Here is an 18,416-nt window from a genome sequence, read left to right as displayed (position 1 = left end):
TCATGATTAAAAATGAAAAAGTAATATTTTATAGTCGTATCTTTTTATTCATAGTAGCCTTTACCGGTGTATACTTGGAGATCACCAAGCGTGGTGGTTTAGGGATGTTACTCTACTATACAGTCCTTTCTAACCTTTTGGTTGTACTCTTTATAGGATATCTTTTGATAAAGATGCGTAGTGGCGGTGATAGTTGGCAGAGTTCTGGTATTCTACGTCTCAAAGGTGGCGTCACTATGAGTATTATGATTACTTGTGTCATCTATCATTTCATGCTAGCTCCTTTGACGACAGATTTTTACCGTTTGGAAAATTTCCTTTGCCATTATATTGTCCCTCTCTGGTTTTTAGCAGATACAATTATTTTTGACAAGAGTCGCCAATATAAGTTGGTTGATCCCATGCTTTGGACTAGCCTTCCTTTGCTTTATATGATTTTTGCCCTCTTAAACGGTTTTGTTCTAAAGATGGATGTCCCTAATGCTAAGGATAGTCCCTTCCCTTATTTCTTTTTGAATGCTACCAAACATGGTTGGGGCTTTGTCTTTAAATGGGCAGCCACTATCTTTGTTGCCTACATGGTTTCAGGATATCTCTTTTATCTTGTGAAAAGCATTAAAAAATCAAAGAAATAAAATAGTACCCTATAGGGGTACTATTTTTGTTTGTGACAATTGTACCCGGACAAATGAACTTTTTTAATCTTGTGATGTAGTCATTTCTATTTTACAATAAAAGTGTAGCTACCAATAAAACAATTGAGGAAGAAGAAATGACTGAAAATCGTTATGAACTAAATAAGAATTTGGCACAGATGCTCAAGGGCGGCGTTATCATGGATGTTCAAAATCCTGAGCAAGCAAGAATTGCAGAGGCTGCAGGTGCAGCAGCGGTAATGGCTTTGGAGCGAATCCCGGCTGATATTCGTGCAGCGGGTGGTGTATCTCGCATGAGTGATCCAAAGATGATTAAGGAAATCCAAGAAGCTGTTAGCATCCCTGTTATGGCGAAGGTTCGAATTGGTCATTTTGTTGAAGCACAGATCTTAGAAGCCATCGAGATTGACTATATCGATGAGAGCGAAGTTCTATCTCCAGCTGACGATCGTTTCCATGTGGACAAGAAAGAATTTCAAGTTCCTTTTGTTTGTGGTGCTAAAGACCTAGGAGAAGCCTTGCGCCGTATCGCTGAAGGAGCTTCTATGATCCGTACAAAAGGGGAACCAGGAACAGGAGACATCGTTCAGGCGGTTCGTCATATGCGTATGATGAATCAAGAAATCCGTCGCATTCAAAACCTCCGGGAGGACGAGTTATATGTTGCTGCAAAAGAACTCCAAGTTCCGGTAGAATTAGTTCAATATGTCCACGAACATGGGAAATTGCCAGTTGTTAACTTTGCAGCTGGAGGTGTTGCAACACCAGCGGATGCTGCTCTTATGATGCAGCTTGGTGCAGAAGGCGTCTTTGTTGGCTCAGGGATTTTCAAATCAGGTGATCCTGTTAAACGTGCCGCAGCAATTGTTAAGGCAGTTACAAACTATCAGAATCCTCAAATTCTGGCTCAAATCTCGGAAGACTTGGGAGAAGCCATGGTTGGTATCAATGAGAATGAAATCCAAATTCTCATGGCTGAGCGAGGAAAATAGATGAAAATTGGAATCTTGGCCTTGCAAGGTGCCTTTGCAGAACACGAGAAAATGCTTGATCAACTAGGAGTTGAAAGTATTGAACTGCGAAACCTAGAAGATTTTCAGCAACATAGAAGTGAGCTATCAGGATTGATCTTGCCAGGAGGTGAGTCAACGGCCATGGGGAAACTGTTGCGAGATCAGCAGATGCTCATTCCTCTAAGAGAGGCTATTCTCAATGGTTTACCAGTCTTTGGAACTTGTGCGGGTTTAATTTTGCTAGCAAAACAAATCACTTCTCAAGAGGAAAGCCATCTAGCGACCATGGACATAGTAGTAGAGCGCAATGCCTATGGACGTCAGTTAGGAAGCTTTTATACAGAAGCTGACTGCAAGGGCGTTGGTAAAATTCCAATGACCTTTATCCGTGGCCCGATTATCAGTAGTGTTGGTGACAGTGTTGATGTTCTAGCGATTGTGAACAATCAAATCGTTGCGGCACAAGAAAAGAATATGCTGGTAACCTCCTTTCATCCTGAATTGACAAATGATCTTCGCCTGCATCAGTACTTTATGAATATGTGTAAATAAAAAAAGAGGTTGGGATTTTTCCCAACTTCTTTTTTACATGTAATAAACAATAGCAATATATTGGAGAGCAGAGGCTGCTAGGATAAAGAGATGCCAAATCATATGGAAGTATGGTTTCTTTTTAGCGTAGAATCCAGCGCCAACTGTATAGCAAAGGCCACCTGATACCATAAGACTCCAAAACATTGGACTTGTCTGACTGATGATTGCTGGTAAGATAGCCAATACAAGCCATCCCATGATGAGGTATAGGATGAGACTGAATTTTTCATTGACCTTCTTGGCAAAGATTTTATAAAGAATACCGAAAATAGTTGTCCCCCATTGGATAGCAATAATGAGATAACCAAACCAATTATTCATCAGGGTTAAAACCACCGGGGTATAAGAACCTGCAATCGCAACATAAATCATAGAATGGTCGATGATACGAAGCACGTACTTATGAGTTGAACCATAAGCCATAGAATGATAAATTGTTGATGATAAGAACATGAGAAAGAGGCTGATCACGAAGATGGAAACACCGATAGACGATAATAAACCATGTGCCTCATAGCTGTAAGTGGAAGAGATAGGAAGTAAAATCAGCATGATAAAGGCTCCAACAGCATGGGTGACACTGTTGGCAATTTCTTCTCCAAAACTAAGTCGTTTACTAAGTTTGAAACTAGTATTCATTTGTTTCCTCCTCTTCGGTTTCTGTATAGACTAGTGCAAGTGTTTGATGATAGAGTTTGACCGTTTGGCAGCTTGCCTGGATAATGGGATTAGCTGGATCAATATCTTCATTCATATAGTCCACAAAAGCATTGTAAAGTTCTTCTGAATTAGTGTCTGTGTGTAGGGTATTAAGGGTTTGAGCAATTTCTTGGATAGAAAAAACAGACTTGAGAGTGGTAATAGCAATCAATCGTGCGATTTGTTTGCGTTGGTATTTTTTCTTTTCTGGTTTACTGATATAACCGTGTTTGACATAGTTGTTCACCATGGATGCTGTCAAACCTTTCTCCTTGTCAGGAGAAGCAGGAGGACAGATTTGATTGACATAGAGCAGAACCTGGTCCAGATAGAGATTGATACTTGGAATTTCTTCCCATTTTGGATAGGAAAAAGTGGTATTCATTTTCAACTCCTTTTTATCTAGTTTTAATAACTAGATTATAAAATATTAGAAATAATAAGTCAAGTTTCAAGTGCTTGTAGAAAGAAATAATTTATGCTATGATGAGAGAAAATAGTATGAAAAGAGGATAAATGATGGAGATTCGCTTAGCCTTTCCAAACGAAGTTGATGCAATTATGCAAGTGATTGAGGGAGCCAAGAAATATTTGGCAGAAGCTGGTAGCACTCAGTGGCAAAACGGCTACCCAGATGCAGATACAATTATTGAAGATATTATCTCTGGACAGGCTTACGTAGCGCTGGAAGAAGGAGAACTCTTAGCCTATGCAGCAGTGACTAAAAGCCCGGAAAAAGCTTATGAAGCAATTTATGATGGCAACTGGGAGGGAAATGAAGCAGAATACTTAGTATTTCACCGTATTGCTGTCGCTAGTGATGTGCAAGGGCAAGGTGTTGCCCAGACCTTCTTGGAAGGCTTGATTGAAGGCTTTGATTACTTGGATTTTCGTTCGGATACGCACGCTAAAAACAAAGCTATGCAGCATATCTTTGAAAAACTTGGCTTTAAACAGGTTGGTAAAGTTCCAGTAGACGGGGAACGCTTGGCCTATCAAAAATTAAAATCAAATGCCTAAGAAGTATGCAAAGATGCTGTACAAGTCACCGATTGGTCCCCTATCTCTGGTAGCAGATGACCGCTATCTGTTTGGGATATGGATAGAAGAAGAGAGCGATTTTGAGAAGGGATTATCTGAAAATGATGTAACTCTTGTTGAAAGTCATCCCATTTTAAATCAAATTACTTCCTATTTAGAGACTTATTTTAAGAGGAAAAATCAAGACTTATCTGAGATGCCTTTAGCTCCTGTCGGTAGTGACTTTGAAAAAAGAGTCTGGAACTACTTGCGTGGCATTCCTTTTGGACAGACTGTTACCTATGGACAAATAGCTAAGGACTTGCAAGTAGCTTCTGCCCAAGCAATCGGAGGAGCAGTAGGGCGCAATCCCTGGTCTATTCTTGTCCCCTGTCACCGTGTGCTAGGTGCTGGAGGACGTCTGACAGGCTATGCTTGGGGACTTGATAAGAAGGCTTGGCTCTTAAATCATGAAGGTGCAAGTTATCAAGAAAATAAAAAATAGAAAGAGAAAATATGTTAGAATTTATCGAATATCCAAAATGTACAACTTGTAAAAAAGCTAAGAAAGAATTAGATCAACTTGGACTAGAATATAAAGACGTTCATATCGTTGAAGAGACTCCGAGTGAAAAGGTCATTTTAAATTGGCTCGAAACTTCGGGATTTGAATTGAAGCAATTTTTCAATACTAGTGGCATCAAATATCGTGAACTCGGATTGAAAGATAAGGTTGGAACATTGTCAAACAAAGAAGCAGCCAAACTCTTAGCTAGTGATGGTATGCTGTTAAAACGTCCGATACTAGTTGAAAATGGTCTTGTAAAACAAATTGGCTATCGTAAAACATACAATAACTTGGATTTGAATTAGTTTTTGTCTATCTCCTTGATAGATAAAATATATAACCTCCCACTTTTAAAGTATGATAAACTAGAAGGTAGATAATGTACGATATGCCCGTAGCAAATATTTTATATTAGGGCAGAAGTATGATAGAATGAATCATTATCTTGAGAGGATGTTTCTATGAATGTTACAACAATTTTAGCATCTGATTGGTATCAAAATTTGATGCAATATATCCCGGATGGCAAACTGTTTAGTTGGCGTTCGGTTTTTGATGGGATTCCAAGAATTCTACAGCAATTACCTACAACATTGATGTTAACAGTATTTGGTGCCTTTTTTGGTATCATACTAGCCCTAGTCTTTGCGATTGTGAAAATCAATCGAGTTCGATTTATATACCCAGTACAAGCATTTTTTGTTAGTTTCTTAAAAGGAACCCCAATTTTAGTTCAACTGATGTTGACCTATTACGGGATTCCATTGGCTCTGAAAGCATTGAATCAACAATGGGGAACTTCTCTAAACATTAATGCTATCCCAGCAGCAACATTCGCGATTGTGGCCTTTGCTTTTAACGAAGCAGCCTATGCTAGCGAAACTCTCCGGGCGGCTATCCTTTCTGTCAATCCAGGTGAGATTGAAGCCGCTCGTAGTCTTGGTATGACACGTGCACAAGTTTATCGTCGAGTCATTATTCCAAATGCAGCGGTAGTAGCGACTCCAACCTTGATTAACTCCTTGATTGGCTTGACCAAGGGAACTTCTCTAGCCTTTAGTGCAGGTGTTGTAGAAGTCTTTGCCCAAGCTCAGATTTTGGGTGGTGCAGACTATCGTTACTTTGAACGTTTTATCTCAGTTGCCCTTGTCTACTGGGTGGTAAATATCCTTATTGAAAATCTTGGCCGTTTCATTGAAAGAAAAATGGCTATTACAGCACCAGATAATGTTGAGACAGATATGAAAGGAGAGCTTCGCTAATGATTAAAATTTCAAATTTAAGCAAATCCTTTTCAGGTCAAACCGTTTTAGACCATCTGAACTTAGATATTCAAAAAGGAGAAGTTGTTGCCTTAATTGGTTCTTCAGGGGCTGGGAAATCAACCTTTCTACGTAGCCTAAACTATCTAGAAACTCCTGATAGCGGAAGTATTCAGATTGATGATTTCAAAGTTGATTTTTCTCAAATTACTCAAGAAGAAATTCTAACTCTCCGTCGTAAATTATCGATGGTTTTCCAACAGTTTAATTTATTTGAGCGTAGAACAGCGTTAGACAATGTTAAAGAAGGCTTGGTGGTAGTTAAAAAACTATCGGACGAAGAAGCGACTAAGATTGCAAAAGAAGAGTTGGCTAAGGTTGGGCTTTCTGATCGTGAACAGCATTATCCACGTCACTTGTCAGGTGGACAAAAACAACGGGTCGCAATAGCGCGTGCCTTAGCTATGAAACCAGATGTATTGCTCTTGGATGAACCGACTTCAGCACTTGATCCAGAATTGGTTGGTGAGGTAGAAAGATCGATTGCCAATGCTGCAAAGTCAGGTCAAACCATGATTTTAGTTAGTCATGATATGTCTTTTGTTGCTCAAGTTGCTGATAAGGTGTTATTCTTGGATAAAGGAAAGATTATTGAATCTGGAACACCGGATGAGATTATCAACCATCCGAAAGAAGAACGAACAAAAGAATTCTTTGCTAGTTACAAACGGACCTATATTTGATATAATAGAAGATAAGAAAAACTCAGTTGGCTAAGCTAACTGGGTTTGCTCTTTAAAAATAATAGAAATGAGAGAGAGCATGCTAGTTCAGCTATTTGCTTTGTATTTAGAGAGTTTAGTTTTGACCATTTTATTAGTCTTGCTTGTCTTAGGGATTTGGATTGGTTTTAGAGCCCTGTCAGGTGTCGATAAAACTGCCAAGGAGCGTCAGGCCCACCTCTATGATATGATTATGATTGGAGTTTTAATAATTCCAGTATTGTCTTTTGCAACCATGAGCATCTTGTTGGTTCTCAAGGCCTAATAGTTGTCAAATAAGGTTTTATCCGTTAGAATAAAAATAGTTACAACAAGAAAGAAGGAAATAGAATGTACGATACGATTATTATCGGGGCAGGTCCTGCTGGGATGACTGCAGCCTTGTATGCGGCTCGCAGCAATCTCAAAGTTGCTTTGATTGAAGGTGGCCTTCCAGGAGGTCAGATGAACAATACTTCTGACATTGAAAACTATCCAGGTTATGCGAATATTAGTGGACCTGAGTTAGCAGAAAAGATGTTTGAACCTCTTGAAAATTTAGGGGTTGAGCATCTCTATGGCTTTGTCGAAACTATTGAGGATCACGGTGATGTTAAGAAAGTAATCACAGATGATGAAGAATTTGAAACACGTACAGTCATCGTAGCGACTGGTTCTAAGCACCGTCTTTTGGGAGTTCCAGGTGAAGAAGAACTGAATAGTCGCGGGGTTTCTTACTGTGCGGTTTGTGATGGTGCCTTTTTCCGTGACCAAGATTTGTTGGTTGTAGGTGGAGGAGATTCGGCTGTTGAAGAAGCAATCTTCTTAACTCAGTTTGCCAAATCTGTAACCATCGTTCACCGTCGTGATGAACTTCGCGCCCAAAAGGTTTTGCAAGACCGCGCTTTTGCCAATGAAAAAATAAACTTCATTTGGGATTCGGTTGTTAAAGAAATCAAGGGTGAAAACCGAGTGGAGTCTGTTGTCATTGAAAATGTTAAAACAAATCAAGTGACTGAACATGCCTTTGGAGGTGTCTTCATCTATGTTGGTTTAGATCCAGTTAGCGATTTTACAAAAGATTTACAAATCCAAGATGAGTCAGGTTGGATTGTGACAGATGACCACATGAAGACAAGTGTTGCAGGTGTCTTTGCAGTTGGAGATGTTCGTCAGAAAGACCTTCGCCAAGTTACAACAGCAGTTGGAGATGGTGCGATTGCAGGTCAAGAAGCCTATAAATATATTACTGAACACAGTTAAAAAAGAGAGTGGGACAGAAATCGGTAATTCGGTAGAATTCGATTTCGTCGTCCCACCTCCGCACAGTTGAGTAGGGCTGTAAAAGCTGTTGAAATCAGCGTAGTAGAGCCCACTCAACCACTGCGTCTTGCTCGACAATCCAAAGACAATTGAGAGGCTAGGACTTTTGTCCCAGCCTCTTTTTTATAATCGATTGCGGAAGACTTCGTACATAAGAATAGCAGCAGCAACGCTTGCATTGAGACTCTGTACATGTCCATTCATTGGAATGGTGATCATCTCGTCCACTTGTTTTTTGATGTTGCTAGAGATTCCCTTACCTTCATTCCCGATAATGAGGGCAATCTTTCCTTTGGTATTCCATTTGTGGCAAGGAGTTCCATTCATATCCGTTCCAAAAGTCCAGAAGCCTTCTTCTTTAAGTTTATCTAAGGTTTGGCTGAGATTGGTTACGCGGGCGATAGGAACGTGCTCAATAGCACCAGTGGCTGTCTTTGCAACTACGGGTGTCACACCAACAGCTCGATGTTTTGGAATGATGACACCTGAAACATTGGTTGCATCTGCCGTTCTTAGGATAGAGCCTAAGTTGTGAGGGTCTGTTAGTCCATCTAGAATCAATAGTAGTGGATTTTCTTCTTGACGAGTCTTAGCAAGAATCTGCTCAAGTTCAGTATAGGCAAATTCAGAAACACGTAAGACGAATCCCTGGTGAACAGCTCCTTCAGTCATTTCAGAAAGAGCCTTTTTTGAAGTCCAAGAGATGGATACTTTCTTTTCAGTCGCCAGTTCCTTGACTTTTTCTACATTCTTACCTCGTAAATCATCCTGGAGATAGAGTTTGTTTCCAGTATTTGCTAACAGTGCTTCGGTAACGGCGTGAACGCCATAGACAATATCATTTGTTTTCATGGCTCTATTATAACATAAAACCCCGTCTTTCAACGGGATTTTCTTTATTCCAGAATTAGTAAACCTTCTTTGACTGCAAAAGGATCCTTTTCATTGATACGATCATAAAACATAACACCATTTAAGTGGTCAATTTCATGTTGGACAACGATGGAGTTGTAGCCTTTTAGCTTGATACGATGTTTTTCGCCATCCTTGTCAAAGTAGTCAACAGTCACTCGAGCGTGACGGATAACATAACCTGGAACAGCTCGGTCGACTGATAGACATCCTTCCCCCTCACCTAGAGCAGCATCTTGGACTGAATGTGAGACAATCTTAGGATTGTACATAACAGCTTGTAAGTCATAGGCTTCTTGAGGTGTTTCACCTTCCTCGGTGATATTAGGAACCAAAACAGCGATGATGCGTTTAGAGATATCTAATTGTGGTGCTGCAAGTCCGACTCCTCCACGTAGCCCTAACTTTTCAGCCATAACTGGGTCTTGTGAATGTTTCAAAAATTGCATCATTTTCTCTCCTAGAATGATATCTTGATCACTCAATGGGAAAGTGACTTCCTCGGCAACTGCACGTAGGGTTGGATTGCCCTCGCGGATAATATCTTTCATATCGATTAAATGTGAAGCTTTTGTAATACGTTCTATAGCAGACATTTTCTCTCCTTCCTTCCATTACAGTTCCATGATAACACAAAATAGTTGAGAAAGAAAGTCACAGAAGCTGTTATAAAATATTAGAATAAAAGAAAATACCTGTTTGTCTGTGGTATAATAAGATAAGGAGACTTGCATTAAAAAGCAAGGAGAAGAATGATGGAAAAACGCAGTAGTAGAAATCAAAAAGGTCCTGTCTTAGGACTTGTCAGAAAATTAATTCGATTTTTTAGAAACTATCGCCAATGGAGTAATAAAACCTTTATTGCTGTTTTGTTGATTGTAGTTGCTATCTCGATGGTATTGACCTTATTAGCTGAAGGACTAAAGGGTATTCCTTTAGTAAATAGTAGTGCAACTACAGTGAGTCAGAGTGCTAATTCTAAGGAGAAGAATACTGTAACAGAACAGGAAACAAGTGCTCGTATCATGGCAAATGGTGATTTGCTCTACCATGATATTATTTACATCTCAGCAAAAAAGTCAGATGGCACCTACGATTTCCATGAAAATTTTGAATACGTAAAGCCTTGGCTGAAGCAAGCTGATTTAGTTCTTGGTGATTTTGAAGGAACCGTAAATAAAGACCACTATCTTGCAGGTTATCCTTTGTTTAATGCACCTGGTGAAGTTATGGATGCTATAAAAGATGCAGGCTATCAAGTGCTAGACTTGGCTCATAATCATATCTTGGATTCTCAGATTGAGGGAGTCGTTTCAACCGCAGATGCTATTGAAAAGGCAGGAATGACACCAGTCGGGGTCTATACCCATGAATCACGAGATAAGGCGCCTTTAGTTATCAAGGAAGTCAACGGTATTAAAGTTGCTATTTTAGCCTATTCCTATGGTTTTAATGGCATTGAACAAAGCATTTCTCAAGAGGATTATAATCGCTATCTTTCAGACTTAGACGAAGAGAAAATGAAGGCTGAAATTGAACGAGCAGAGAAGGAGGCGGATATTACAATTATCATGCCTCAGATGGGAGTTGAGTATCAAATTGAGCCGACTGAGGAGCAAAAGAAACTTTACCATAAAATGATTGATTGGGGAGCAGATATTATCTTTGGTGGTCACCCTCACGTTGTTGAACCAGCTGAAACGGTTGAAAAAGACGGTGACAAAAAGCTTATCATTTACTCTATGGGGAATTTTATCTCAAATCAACGGATTGAAACTATGCAGGATGTTGAAAATGCCAAGTGGACGGAACGTGGAGTCCTCATGGATGTGACCATTAAGAAGAAATCCGGTAAAACGACTATCGAGACAGCCCAAGCTCATCCAAGTTGGGTGAGTCGGACTCCAAAGGGAGGTTATTCGTCAGAAGGCTACCCGCTCTATCTTTACCAAACCTTTATCTTGGAAGATTTTATTGAGGGTGGGAAATACCGTAGTCAGTTAGACGAGGCGACCAAGGAACGGATTGATACAGCCTATAAAGAAATGAATGAACATGTAGGTTTGAAGTGGTAGTGATTCGAACCTCAAGGAGACACAATGGAAATTAAGATAATAGCAACGGATATGGATGGTACTCTGTTAGACCCAAAAGGACAACTGGATCTATCACGGCTTGAAAAAATCTTGGATCGTCTAGATCAACGTGGCGTTCGTTTTGTCATTGCAACGGGAAATGAAGTTCATCGCATGAGACAATTACTGGGACATCTAGCAGAAAGAGTCGTTCTTGTAGTTGCTAACGGTGCTCGTATATTTGAAAATGATGAATTGCTTCAAGCACAAACTTGGGATGATGCCATGGTTGATAGGGCTTTGAACTATTTTAAAGGTAGAGAATGTCAGGATCAGTTTGTCGTAACTGGTATGAATGGTGGCTTTGTAAAGGAAGGTACTGTCTTTACAGAACTGGATAAATTTATGACTCCAGAGATGATTGAAAAGCTCTACCAACGCATGCATTTTGTTGATGAATTTGACTCCAGCCTTTTCGGTGGTGTCCTCAAGATGAGTATGGTTGTTGGTGAAGAACGATCAGATACAGTTTTGCAGGAAATTAATGACTTGTTTGATGGGCATGTGCGAGCTGTTTCCAGCGGTTATGGTTGTATTGATATCTTACAAGATGGGATTCATAAGGCGTGGGGCCTAGAAGAATTGCTCAAACGTTGGAATTTAAAACCTGAACAAATCATGGCCTTTGGTGATAGTGAAAATGACATTGAAATGTTAGAGTTGGCAGGTATTTCATATGCCATGGAAAATGCAGAAGATGCTGTTAAAGAAGTAGCTACAAAAATAGCCCCAGCCAACAGTCAGGCGGGTGTTTACCAAGTTTTAGAAAACTGGCTAGAAAGAGGAGAATAACTTGGCAGTACAACTATTAGAAAACTGGCTCTTAAAAGAGCAAGAGAAAATCCAAACCAAGTATCGTGAACTCAATCAGATTTCTGTAATTGAACCCAATATCATTTTTATCGGTGATTCTATTGTTGAGTATTATCCCTTGCAGGAATTGCTAGGGACAGCCAAGATCATTGTGAATAGAGGGATTCGAGGCTATCAGACTGGACTTTTGCTAGATAACCTAGATGCTCATCTCTATGGTGATGCGGTGGATCAGATTGTGCTTTTGATTGGGACAAATGACATCGGAAAAGATGTCCCGATGAGTCAAGCATTAGCGAATCTTGAAAGAGTGATTCAAAGTATTTCTCGCGACTATCCGCTGTCACAGATTAAGCTAGTGTCCATTTTGCCAGTCCATGAAGGTGAAGAGTACAAACAGACTGTTTATATTCGTACCAATGAAAAAATTAAAGAATGGAATCAAGCCTATCAAGAACTGGCATCAGCCTATATGCAGGTAGAATATGTATCTGTTTTTGAGAAACTACTAGATCAGGAAGGTCAACTCAAATCAGACTATACAACAGATGGTCTTCATCTTAGCGTCTCTGGCTATCAGACTTTATCAAAAGCCTTGAAAGATTACATTTTCTAAGCTTTTGCCTACTTTTTGCTTTTTAAAGCTAGATAAGGTATAATATCTTTATAGTCTTTGGGGTCGTTACGGATTCGACAGGCATTATGAGGCATATTTTTCAACTCGTGTGGCGACGTAAACGCTCAGTTAAATATAACTGCAAAAAATAACACATCTTACGCTCTAGCTGCCTAAAAACCAGCAGGCGTGACCCGATTCGGATTGCTCGTGTCTGATGATGGGTCTTATTATTAGCGAGATACGATCAAGCTTTGTCTAGCAGTTTGATAAGAGATTGATAGGCTCGCAGTTCCTGGGCTTGAGTTATGTGTCGAGGGACTGTTAAAACAATACATAACCTATGGTTGTAGACAAATATGTTGGCAGGTGTTTGGACGTGGGTTCGACTCCCACCGGCTCCATTAATAATTTACTTATTTTGTAAATATTTTTAAAGCGTTGTTAATTCAACGTTTTTTATTTTATTCTTTTATATTTCTTGGTAATCCTTTTTTAAAAAAGGATTCAACAAAGGATACAACATTCCACCGTATCCTAAATATAAAACAGGTACTGAATTTCTTCAGTTTTTTAAAAAATTTGTGATATAATTAAGGTACCTTAAGAAAATTTATGAAAATTATCAGTAGTTTTTCGCAGCCATTTTCAGTATCTTATGGGTTTATATTATCTTTCAGTAATGATAAGCGACGAAAGGGTCGGTTTAGAAAGAGGTAAAGAGAAATGTCTTCTCATAAAAAGGTTTCACTTTCTGAGATTAATCAGTCTATAGAGACTCCAAATAATAATCATTTCTGGCAAAATTTAAAGGCCTTTTTAGGTCCGGGTGCTCTTGTAGCAGTTGGTTATATGGATCCAGGGAACTGGATAACCAGTGTTGTCGGTGGTGCTTCCTATAAGTATAGTCTCTTGTTTGTCATCTTGATTTCATCTCTCATTGCCATGCAACTTCAGCAGATGGCAGGAAAGCTTGGGATTGTAACCCAGATGGACTTGGCTCAGGCAACAGCTCATCATTCACCTAAATGGCTTCGTTATAGCTTATGGGTGATTTTAGAATTAGCCTTGATGGCGACAGACCTGGCAGAAGTACTAGGTTCAGCCATTGCTCTTAATCTTCTCTTTAAGATTCCGATTATGATAGCCATCCTTTTGACGGTTCTAGATGTCTTTCTCTTATTGCTACTGATGAAATTTGGCTTTAAGAAGATCGAAGCTATCGTTACAACACTGATTTTAACAATCTTAGCAATCTTTACTTATCTGGTAGCTTTGTCACATCCAAGCTTCCAAGGAATCGCTGAGGGTTATTTACCAAATTCAACCTTATTTGAGAGTCCATTGCCAGGACATGAAAGTCAATTAACATTAGCGCTGGGAATAGTAGGTGCGACAGTGATGCCCCATAACCTCTATTTGCATTCTTCCTTGTCTCAAACTCGGAAAATCAATCACAAGGACAGAAATGATGTTCGAAAAGCGGTGCGCTTTATGACTTGGGACTCAAATCTCCAATTATCCTTGGCCTTTGTGGTTAACTCCCTTCTATTGATTTTAGGAGCGGCCCTCTTCTTCGGCCATGCATCCGAGATTTCTGCCTTCTCTCAAATGTATAATGCCTTGCAGGATTCAACCATTGCAGGAGCCATCGCTAGCTCGACCTTATCAACCTTGTTTGCCTTGGCCCTATTAGCCAGTGGTCAGAATTCGACTATCACAGGTACCTTGACAGGACAAATCGTTATGGAAGGTTTCTTACATTTGCGATTGCCTCAGTGGTTCATTCGTTTGGCGACTCGTCTCTTTGCCTTACTGCCTGTCATCATAGTAGCAGTTTTGTTTGGTCATCAGGAAAAAACATTGGATCAGTTGTTGGTTTATTCACAGGTCTTTCTTTCTATTGCTCTTCCATTTTCAATCTTTCCTCTGATTTATCTAACCTCAAAAAAATCACTGATGGGAGAATTTACCAACGCCAAATGGAATACTATCCTTGGTTATATCGTTTCCATTATCTTGACCATCCTCAATGTGAAATTGTTATTTGATATTTTCTAAGAAATTCACCCGAGTTATAAAACAAACATATAAAAAAAGATACCCAAGATTTCTTGGGTATCTTTTTTAGAAAATAAACGGAAGACATGGGATTCGAACCCACGCACGCTTTAACACGCCTACCGCGTTTCCAACACGGCCTCTTAAGCCTCTTGAGTAATCTTCCATTGCTTACTCACCTAGTCTACCATAAAGCCTTCTTTCTTGCAAATTTATTTGAAGTTGAGGGGGCGGTGACAGAAAATGAAAGAAAATGATAAAAAATGCTTGACTTTGATATTTTTTATGATAGAATGAATAATGTAATCGTTAACAGGAGGTGGGTTCGTGCTAAAAAGCGAGAGAAAAAAGTTGATTTTAGAAGAGTTAAGTAAGCATAAAATCGTCTCTCTAGAGAAATTGGTAGGCTTGTTAGATACTTCAGAATCAACAGTTAGACGTGATTTGGATGAATTGGAGTCTGAAAATAAACTTCGTCGAGTGCATGGAGGAGCAGAGTTGCCTCACTCCTTGCAAGAAGAAGAAACCATTCAAGAAAAATCTGTCAAAAACCTTCAAGAGAAGAAGTTGATTGCTCAAAAAGCAGCTTCCCTCATCAAAGAAAAAGATGTTATCTTTGTGGATGCAGGAAGTACGACAGCCTTTCTCATTAAAGAATTGGAGCGAAAAGACATTACAGTGGTAACCAATTCCATTCACCATGCGGTTCAATTAGTGGATAAGCAAATCCCAACGGTGATTATCGGTGGTGGAGTCAAGATGACAACGGATGCCAGTATTGGGGGTGTAGCTCTCAACCAGATTAACCAATTACACTTTGACCGTGCCTTTATTGGTATGAACGGGGTAGATGAAGGTTACTTTACAACTCCAGATATGGAGGAGGGAGCTGTTAAGCGTGCTATCTTAGAAAATGCTAAACAGACTTATGTTCTAGCAGATTCATCTAAGATAGGTCAGTCTTGTTTTGCTAAGGTTGCCCCTATAAAACGCGCTATTGTCATTACAAGCAAGGGTCATGAGCTCTTGTCAGCTATCAAAGAGAAAACGGAGGTAATAGAAGTATGATTTATACAGTCACACTCAATCCATCTATAGACTACATTGTCCGTTTGGACAAAGTGGAAGTTGGTAGTGTCAATCGTATGGATAGTGATGATAAGTTTGCTGGTGGTAAGGGAATTAATGTCAGTCGCGTCTTGAAACGTCTAGACATTCCAAATACAGCGACTGGATTTATCGGAGGCTTTACAGGTAAATTTATCACAGATACTTTAGCTGAGGAGCAAATTGAAACCCGATTTGTTCAAGTAGCAGAAGATACGCGTATCAACGTTAAAATCAAGGCAGACCAAGAAACCGAAATCAATGGGACTGGTCCTACTGTTGAAGCAGATCAACTGGAGGAGTTGAAAGCTATCCTTTCAAGTCTAACAGCAGAGGATACAGTTGTATTTGCGGGATCGAGTGCTAAAAACTTAGGCAATGTTATCTATAAGGATTTGATTGCTTTGACGCGTCAGACGGGCGCTCAAGTAGTCTGTGACTTTGAAGGTCAGACCTTGATCGATAGTTTGGATTATCAACCACTTTTGGTCAAACCAAATAATCATGAACTGGGATCTATCTTTGGAGTGAAACTCGAAAGTTTAGATGAGATTGAAAAATACGCTCGAGAGTTGCTGGCTAAAGGTGCTCAAAACGTGATCATCTCTATGGCTGGCGATGGAGCCCTTCTGGTAACATCAGAGGGAGCATACTTTGCTAAACCAATCAAGGGAACCGTGAAAAACTCAGTGGGAGCTGGTGACTCAATGGTTGCTGGATTTACTGGTGAGTTTGTTAAATCACAAGACGCAGTGGAAGCCTTCAAATGGGGAGTGGCTTGTGGAACAGCAACAACCTTCTCAGATGATTTGGCGACTGCAACATTTATTAAAGAGACTTATGAAAAAGTTGAGGTAGAAAAAAGATGAAAATTCAGGATTTACTGAGAAAAGATGTGATGTTGCTTGATTTGCAAGCAACTGAAAAAACAGCAGCTATCGAAGAAATGATTCATAGCTTGGTAGAGCACGGATATGTGACAGATTTCGAAACCTTTAAAGAAGGAATCTTGGCGCGTGAAGCTTTGACTTCTACAGGTTTGGGTGATGGTATCGCAATGCCTCATAGCAAGAACGCTGCAGTTAAAGAAGCAACAGTTCTCTTTGCTAAGTCAAACAAGGGTGTTGACTACGAAAGTTTAGACGGACAACCAACTGATCTCTTCTTTATGATTGCTGCTCCAGAAGGTGCCAATGATACTCACTTGGCTGCCTTGGCAGAATTATCTCAATACTTAATGAAAGACGGTTTTGCTGACAAACTTCGTCAAGTAACATCAGCTGACCAAGTTATTGAACTCTTTGATCAAGCCTCAGAGAAAACTGAGGAACCAGTTCAGGCTTCTGCAAATGATTCTGATGACTTTATCGTTGCTGTAACTGCTTGTACAACAGGAATTGCCCACACTTATATGGCTCAAGAAGCTCTTCAAAAAGTGGCTGCTGAAATGGGTGTTGGGATCAAGGTTGAAACCAACGGTGCTAGTGGTGTTGGCAACCAATTAACAGCAGAAGATATCCGTAAGGCTAAAGCTGTAATTATCGCTGCAGATAAAGCAGTTGAAATGGATCGTTTCGATGGCAAACCATTGGTAAATCGTCCAGTAGCAGACGGTATCCGTAAAACTGAAGAATTGATCAACCTTGCTCTTTCTGGAAATGCTGAAGTTTACCATGCTGCTAATGGAGCAAAAGCAACAACAGCATCTAATGAAAAACAAAGTATCGGTAGTGCCTTCTACAAACACTTGATGAGTGGTGTATCCCAAATGTTGCCATTCGTTATCGGTGGAGGTATCATGATTGCCCTTGCCTTCTTGATCGATGGTGCTTTGGGTGTTCCAAATGAGAGCCTTGGAAATCTTGGTTCTTACCATGAACTAGCTTCTATGTTCATGAAAATTGGTGGTTCTGCCTTCGGTTTGATGCTCCCAGTATTTGCTGGATATGTTGCCTACTCTATCGCTGAAAAACCAGGTTTGGTAGCAGGTTTCGTAGCAGGAGCTATTGCTAAAGAAGGTTATGCCTTTGGTAAAATCCCTTACGCACAAGGTGGTGAAGCAACTTCAGCACTTGCAGGAGTATCATCAGGTTTCCTTGGAGCCCTTGTTGGTGGATTTATCGCAGGTGCCTTGGTGATCTTGGTTAAGAAATACGTGAAGGTTCCTCGCTCCCTTGAAGGTGCTAAATCAATCCTACTCTTGCCACTTCTTGGAACAATCTTGACAGGATTTGTCATGCTGGCTGTAAATATCCCAATGGCCGCAATCAACACTGGTATGAACAACTTCCTTGGTGGTCTTGAAGGTGGTTCAGCTGTCCTTCTTGGAGTCGTTCTTGGAGGAATGATGGCTGTCGATATGGGTGGACCTGTCAATAAAGCAGCTTACGTCTTTGGTACTGGTACTCTTGCAGCAACAGTGGCAACAGGTGGTTCAGTAGCCATGGCAGCAGTTATGGCTGGAGGAATGGTTCCACCACTTGCAATCTTTGTGGCAACACTTCTCTTTAAAAATAAATTTACGAAAGAAGAACGTAACTCTGGTTTGACGAACATCGTCATGGGATTGTCATTCATCACTGAAGGTGCGATTCCATTTGGTGCAGCTGACCCAGCTCGTGCTATCCCAAGCTTTATCCTCGGTTCAGCAGTAGCAGGTGGACTTGTTGGTCTTGCGAATATCAAACTCATGGCACCACACGGAGGAATCTTTGTTATCGCCCTTACTTCAAACGCACTTCTTTACCTTGTCTCTGTCTTGGTAGGAGCACTTGTCAGTGGTGTCGTTTACGGTTACCTTCGTAAACCATCAGAAAAATAATCACAAACACATTCAAATGACTGAACACGAAAGTGGGCAGTCATTTTTCAACCCC

21 protein-coding genes, 1 tRNA gene and 1 other RNA gene are annotated in these 18,416 nt (G+C 40.2%); 18 read left to right on the top strand and 5 right to left on the bottom strand.

Translation table 11 applies throughout. The features are described from left to right. Nucleotides 1-2 precede the first annotated feature (2 nt). The 3 genes from AC3E9F_RS07795 to pdxT all read left to right on the top strand — a co-directional run bounded on the left by AC3E9F_RS07795 (nt 3) and on the right by pdxT (nt 2,221). Nucleotides 3-635 (top strand): Pr6Pr family membrane protein, encoded by a 633-nt coding sequence (locus AC3E9F_RS07795; protein WP_263393385.1) that lies wholly within the window; start codon nt 3-5, stop codon nt 633-635. Between the two features lie 137 nt (nt 636-772). Then, nucleotides 773-1,648: a pyridoxal 5'-phosphate synthase lyase subunit PdxS gene (gene pdxS, locus AC3E9F_RS07790; protein WP_006153788.1), complete on the top strand. Its 876-nt coding sequence runs from the start codon at nt 773-775 to the stop codon at nt 1,646-1,648. After that, nucleotides 1,649-2,221, top strand: coding sequence for a pyridoxal 5'-phosphate synthase glutaminase subunit PdxT (gene pdxT, locus AC3E9F_RS07785; protein ID WP_490672982.1), 573 nt, complete (start codon nt 1,649-1,651; stop codon nt 2,219-2,221). Nucleotides 2,222-2,254: 33 nt separating this feature from the next. Here pdxT and trhA read toward each other — a convergent pair whose 3' ends face one another. After that, nucleotides 2,255-2,902, bottom strand: a complete 648-nt coding sequence (gene trhA / locus AC3E9F_RS07780; RefSeq protein ID WP_247913004.1) for a PAQR family membrane homeostasis protein TrhA — start codon at nt 2,900-2,902, stop codon at nt 2,255-2,257. Continuing rightward, nucleotides 2,892-3,347, bottom strand: coding sequence for a DUF1836 domain-containing protein (locus AC3E9F_RS07775; RefSeq protein ID WP_004253915.1), 456 nt, complete (start codon nt 3,345-3,347; stop codon nt 2,892-2,894). The genes trhA and AC3E9F_RS07775 overlap by 11 nt, the downstream gene beginning before the upstream one ends. Before the next feature lie 134 nt (nt 3,348-3,481). On the opposite strand from AC3E9F_RS07775, the gene AC3E9F_RS07770 reads away from it, so the two are divergent. The 7 genes from AC3E9F_RS07770 (at nt 3,482) to trxB (ending at nt 7,836) form a co-directional block, all read left to right on the top strand. Continuing rightward, a complete protein-coding gene (locus AC3E9F_RS07770; protein ID WP_490672989.1) occupies nt 3,482-3,982 on the top strand; it encodes a GNAT family N-acetyltransferase in 501 nt (166 codons plus the stop codon). A gap of 13 nt (nt 3,983-3,995) precedes the next feature. Then, nucleotides 3,996-4,487 carry a methylated-DNA--[protein]-cysteine S-methyltransferase gene (locus AC3E9F_RS07765; RefSeq protein WP_263394523.1) on the top strand — a complete coding sequence of 164 codons (492 nt, stop codon included), beginning with the start codon at nt 3,996-3,998 and terminating at the stop codon, nt 4,485-4,487. Between the two features lie 11 nt (nt 4,488-4,498). Beyond that, complete coding sequence (locus AC3E9F_RS07760) at nt 4,499-4,855, top strand: Spx/MgsR family RNA polymerase-binding regulatory protein (protein ID WP_036757721.1); 357 nt, start codon at nt 4,499-4,501, stop codon at nt 4,853-4,855. A 156-nt stretch (nt 4,856-5,011) separates the two neighbouring features. Continuing rightward, complete coding sequence (locus AC3E9F_RS07755; RefSeq protein ID WP_263393389.1) at nt 5,012-5,812, top strand: amino acid ABC transporter permease; 801 nt, start codon at nt 5,012-5,014, stop codon at nt 5,810-5,812. Continuing rightward, nucleotides 5,812-6,555 carry an amino acid ABC transporter ATP-binding protein gene (locus tag AC3E9F_RS07750; protein ID WP_214261685.1) on the top strand — a complete coding sequence of 248 codons (744 nt, stop codon included), beginning with the start codon at nt 5,812-5,814 and terminating at the stop codon, nt 6,553-6,555. Before AC3E9F_RS07755 ends, AC3E9F_RS07750 begins: the two co-directional genes overlap by 1 nt. Before the next feature lie 79 nt (nt 6,556-6,634). Then, nucleotides 6,635-6,859 carry a DUF4059 family protein gene (locus AC3E9F_RS07745; protein WP_263393390.1) on the top strand — a complete coding sequence of 75 codons (225 nt, stop codon included), beginning with the start codon at nt 6,635-6,637 and terminating at the stop codon, nt 6,857-6,859. A 65-nt stretch (nt 6,860-6,924) separates the two neighbouring features. Continuing rightward, nucleotides 6,925-7,836 carry a thioredoxin-disulfide reductase gene (trxB, locus tag AC3E9F_RS07740; RefSeq protein ID WP_263393391.1) on the top strand — a complete coding sequence of 304 codons (912 nt, stop codon included), beginning with the start codon at nt 6,925-6,927 and terminating at the stop codon, nt 7,834-7,836. 183 nt (nt 7,837-8,019) lie between these two features. Here the strand turns inward: trxB and rlmB are convergent, their stop codons facing one another. Together rlmB and def are read right to left on the bottom strand one after the other, a co-directional pair. Further along, nucleotides 8,020-8,748 carry a 23S rRNA (guanosine(2251)-2'-O)-methyltransferase RlmB gene (rlmB, locus tag AC3E9F_RS07735; protein ID WP_263393392.1) on the bottom strand — a complete coding sequence of 243 codons (729 nt, stop codon included), beginning with the start codon at nt 8,746-8,748 and terminating at the stop codon, nt 8,020-8,022. Nucleotides 8,749-8,792: 44 nt separating this feature from the next. After that, nucleotides 8,793-9,404: a peptide deformylase gene (gene def, locus AC3E9F_RS07730; protein WP_070677533.1), complete on the bottom strand. Its 612-nt coding sequence runs from the start codon at nt 9,402-9,404 to the stop codon at nt 8,793-8,795. Between the two features lie 159 nt (nt 9,405-9,563). On the opposite strand from def, the gene AC3E9F_RS07725 reads away from it, so the two are divergent. The 5 genes from AC3E9F_RS07725 (at nt 9,564) to AC3E9F_RS07705 (ending at nt 14,433) form a co-directional block, all read left to right on the top strand. Next, on the top strand, nt 9,564-10,883 hold the full coding sequence (locus AC3E9F_RS07725; RefSeq protein ID WP_263393394.1) for a CapA family protein: 1,320 nt from the start codon (nt 9,564-9,566) through the stop codon (nt 10,881-10,883). A 24-nt stretch (nt 10,884-10,907) separates the two neighbouring features. Further along, complete coding sequence (locus AC3E9F_RS07720; protein WP_263393395.1) at nt 10,908-11,735, top strand: HAD family hydrolase; 828 nt, start codon at nt 10,908-10,910, stop codon at nt 11,733-11,735. Between the two features lies 1 nt (nt 11,736). Then, the gene (locus AC3E9F_RS07715; protein ID WP_263393396.1) at nt 11,737-12,372 is read left to right on the top strand and encodes an SGNH/GDSL hydrolase family protein; all 636 of its coding nucleotides are present in this window, start codon (nt 11,737-11,739) and stop codon (nt 12,370-12,372) included. 59 nt (nt 12,373-12,431) lie between these two features. After that, nucleotides 12,432-12,779: a transfer-messenger RNA gene (gene ssrA, locus AC3E9F_RS07710) on the top strand. 319 nt (nt 12,780-13,098) lie between these two features. Then, nucleotides 13,099-14,433, top strand: coding sequence for an Nramp family divalent metal transporter (locus AC3E9F_RS07705; RefSeq protein ID WP_263393397.1), 1,335 nt, complete (start codon nt 13,099-13,101; stop codon nt 14,431-14,433). 78 nt (nt 14,434-14,511) lie between these two features. On the opposite strand, the gene AC3E9F_RS07700 is transcribed toward AC3E9F_RS07705, so the two are convergent. Beyond that, nucleotides 14,512-14,599: transfer RNA gene (locus AC3E9F_RS07700), tRNA-Ser, on the bottom strand. A 161-nt stretch (nt 14,600-14,760) separates the two neighbouring features. On the opposite strand from AC3E9F_RS07700, the gene AC3E9F_RS07695 reads away from it, so the two are divergent. From AC3E9F_RS07695 to AC3E9F_RS07685, 3 genes are read left to right on the top strand one after another with little or no spacing between them, the layout of a single operon-like run. Then, the gene (locus tag AC3E9F_RS07695) at nt 14,761-15,501 is read left to right on the top strand and encodes a DeoR/GlpR family DNA-binding transcription regulator (protein ID WP_263393398.1); all 741 of its coding nucleotides are present in this window, start codon (nt 14,761-14,763) and stop codon (nt 15,499-15,501) included. After that, nucleotides 15,498-16,409 carry a 1-phosphofructokinase gene (gene pfkB / locus AC3E9F_RS07690; protein WP_490672981.1) on the top strand — a complete coding sequence of 304 codons (912 nt, stop codon included), beginning with the start codon at nt 15,498-15,500 and terminating at the stop codon, nt 16,407-16,409. Before AC3E9F_RS07695 ends, pfkB begins: the two co-directional genes overlap by 4 nt. Next, nucleotides 16,406-18,361 carry a PTS fructose transporter subunit IIABC gene (locus AC3E9F_RS07685; protein WP_490672980.1) on the top strand — a complete coding sequence of 652 codons (1,956 nt, stop codon included), beginning with the start codon at nt 16,406-16,408 and terminating at the stop codon, nt 18,359-18,361. Before pfkB ends, AC3E9F_RS07685 begins: the two co-directional genes overlap by 4 nt. Nucleotides 18,362-18,416 lie beyond the last annotated feature (55 nt).

It is taken from the genome of Streptococcus sp. SCPM-O-B-15277 (M60) (assembly GCF_058200335.1).
The sequence above is the reverse complement of the archived record's forward strand: the minus strand, read 5'-3'. Positions and strand labels throughout refer to the sequence as shown.

What these genes read in the sequence shown, in the direction of transcription:
- AC3E9F_RS07750 (WP_214261685.1), top strand. Translation starts at nt 5,812, where the DNA reads ATGATTAAAATTTCAAATTTAAGCAAATCCTTTTCAGGTCAAACCGTT.
- def (WP_070677533.1), bottom strand. Translation starts at nt 9,404, where the DNA reads ATGTCTGCTATAGAACGTATTACAAAAGCTTCACATTTAATCGATATG.
- pfkB (WP_490672981.1), top strand. Translation starts at nt 15,498, where the DNA reads ATGATTTATACAGTCACACTCAATCCATCTATAGACTACATTGTCCGT.
- AC3E9F_RS07770 (WP_490672989.1), top strand. Translation starts at nt 3,482, where the DNA reads ATGGAGATTCGCTTAGCCTTTCCAAACGAAGTTGATGCAATTATGCAA.
- AC3E9F_RS07775 (WP_004253915.1), bottom strand. Translation starts at nt 3,347, where the DNA reads ATGAATACCACTTTTTCCTATCCAAAATGGGAAGAAATTCCAAGTATC.
- trhA (WP_247913004.1), bottom strand. Translation starts at nt 2,902, where the DNA reads ATGAATACTAGTTTCAAACTTAGTAAACGACTTAGTTTTGGAGAAGAA.
- pdxT (WP_490672982.1), top strand. Translation starts at nt 1,649, where the DNA reads ATGAAAATTGGAATCTTGGCCTTGCAAGGTGCCTTTGCAGAACACGAG.
- AC3E9F_RS07685 (WP_490672980.1), top strand. Translation starts at nt 16,406, where the DNA reads ATGAAAATTCAGGATTTACTGAGAAAAGATGTGATGTTGCTTGATTTG.
- AC3E9F_RS07795 (WP_263393385.1), top strand. Translation starts at nt 3, where the DNA reads ATGATTAAAAATGAAAAAGTAATATTTTATAGTCGTATCTTTTTATTC.
- AC3E9F_RS07725 (WP_263393394.1), top strand. Translation starts at nt 9,564, where the DNA reads ATGGAAAAACGCAGTAGTAGAAATCAAAAAGGTCCTGTCTTAGGACTT.
- AC3E9F_RS07765 (WP_263394523.1), top strand. Translation starts at nt 3,996, where the DNA reads ATGCTGTACAAGTCACCGATTGGTCCCCTATCTCTGGTAGCAGATGAC.
- rlmB (WP_263393392.1), bottom strand. Translation starts at nt 8,748, where the DNA reads ATGAAAACAAATGATATTGTCTATGGCGTTCACGCCGTTACCGAAGCA.
- trxB (WP_263393391.1), top strand. Translation starts at nt 6,925, where the DNA reads ATGTACGATACGATTATTATCGGGGCAGGTCCTGCTGGGATGACTGCA.
- AC3E9F_RS07720 (WP_263393395.1), top strand. Translation starts at nt 10,908, where the DNA reads ATGGAAATTAAGATAATAGCAACGGATATGGATGGTACTCTGTTAGAC.
- pdxS (WP_006153788.1), top strand. Translation starts at nt 773, where the DNA reads ATGACTGAAAATCGTTATGAACTAAATAAGAATTTGGCACAGATGCTC.
- AC3E9F_RS07760 (WP_036757721.1), top strand. Translation starts at nt 4,499, where the DNA reads ATGTTAGAATTTATCGAATATCCAAAATGTACAACTTGTAAAAAAGCT.
- AC3E9F_RS07745 (WP_263393390.1), top strand. Translation starts at nt 6,635, where the DNA reads ATGCTAGTTCAGCTATTTGCTTTGTATTTAGAGAGTTTAGTTTTGACC.
- AC3E9F_RS07755 (WP_263393389.1), top strand. Translation starts at nt 5,012, where the DNA reads ATGAATGTTACAACAATTTTAGCATCTGATTGGTATCAAAATTTGATG.
- AC3E9F_RS07705 (WP_263393397.1), top strand. Translation starts at nt 13,099, where the DNA reads ATGTCTTCTCATAAAAAGGTTTCACTTTCTGAGATTAATCAGTCTATA.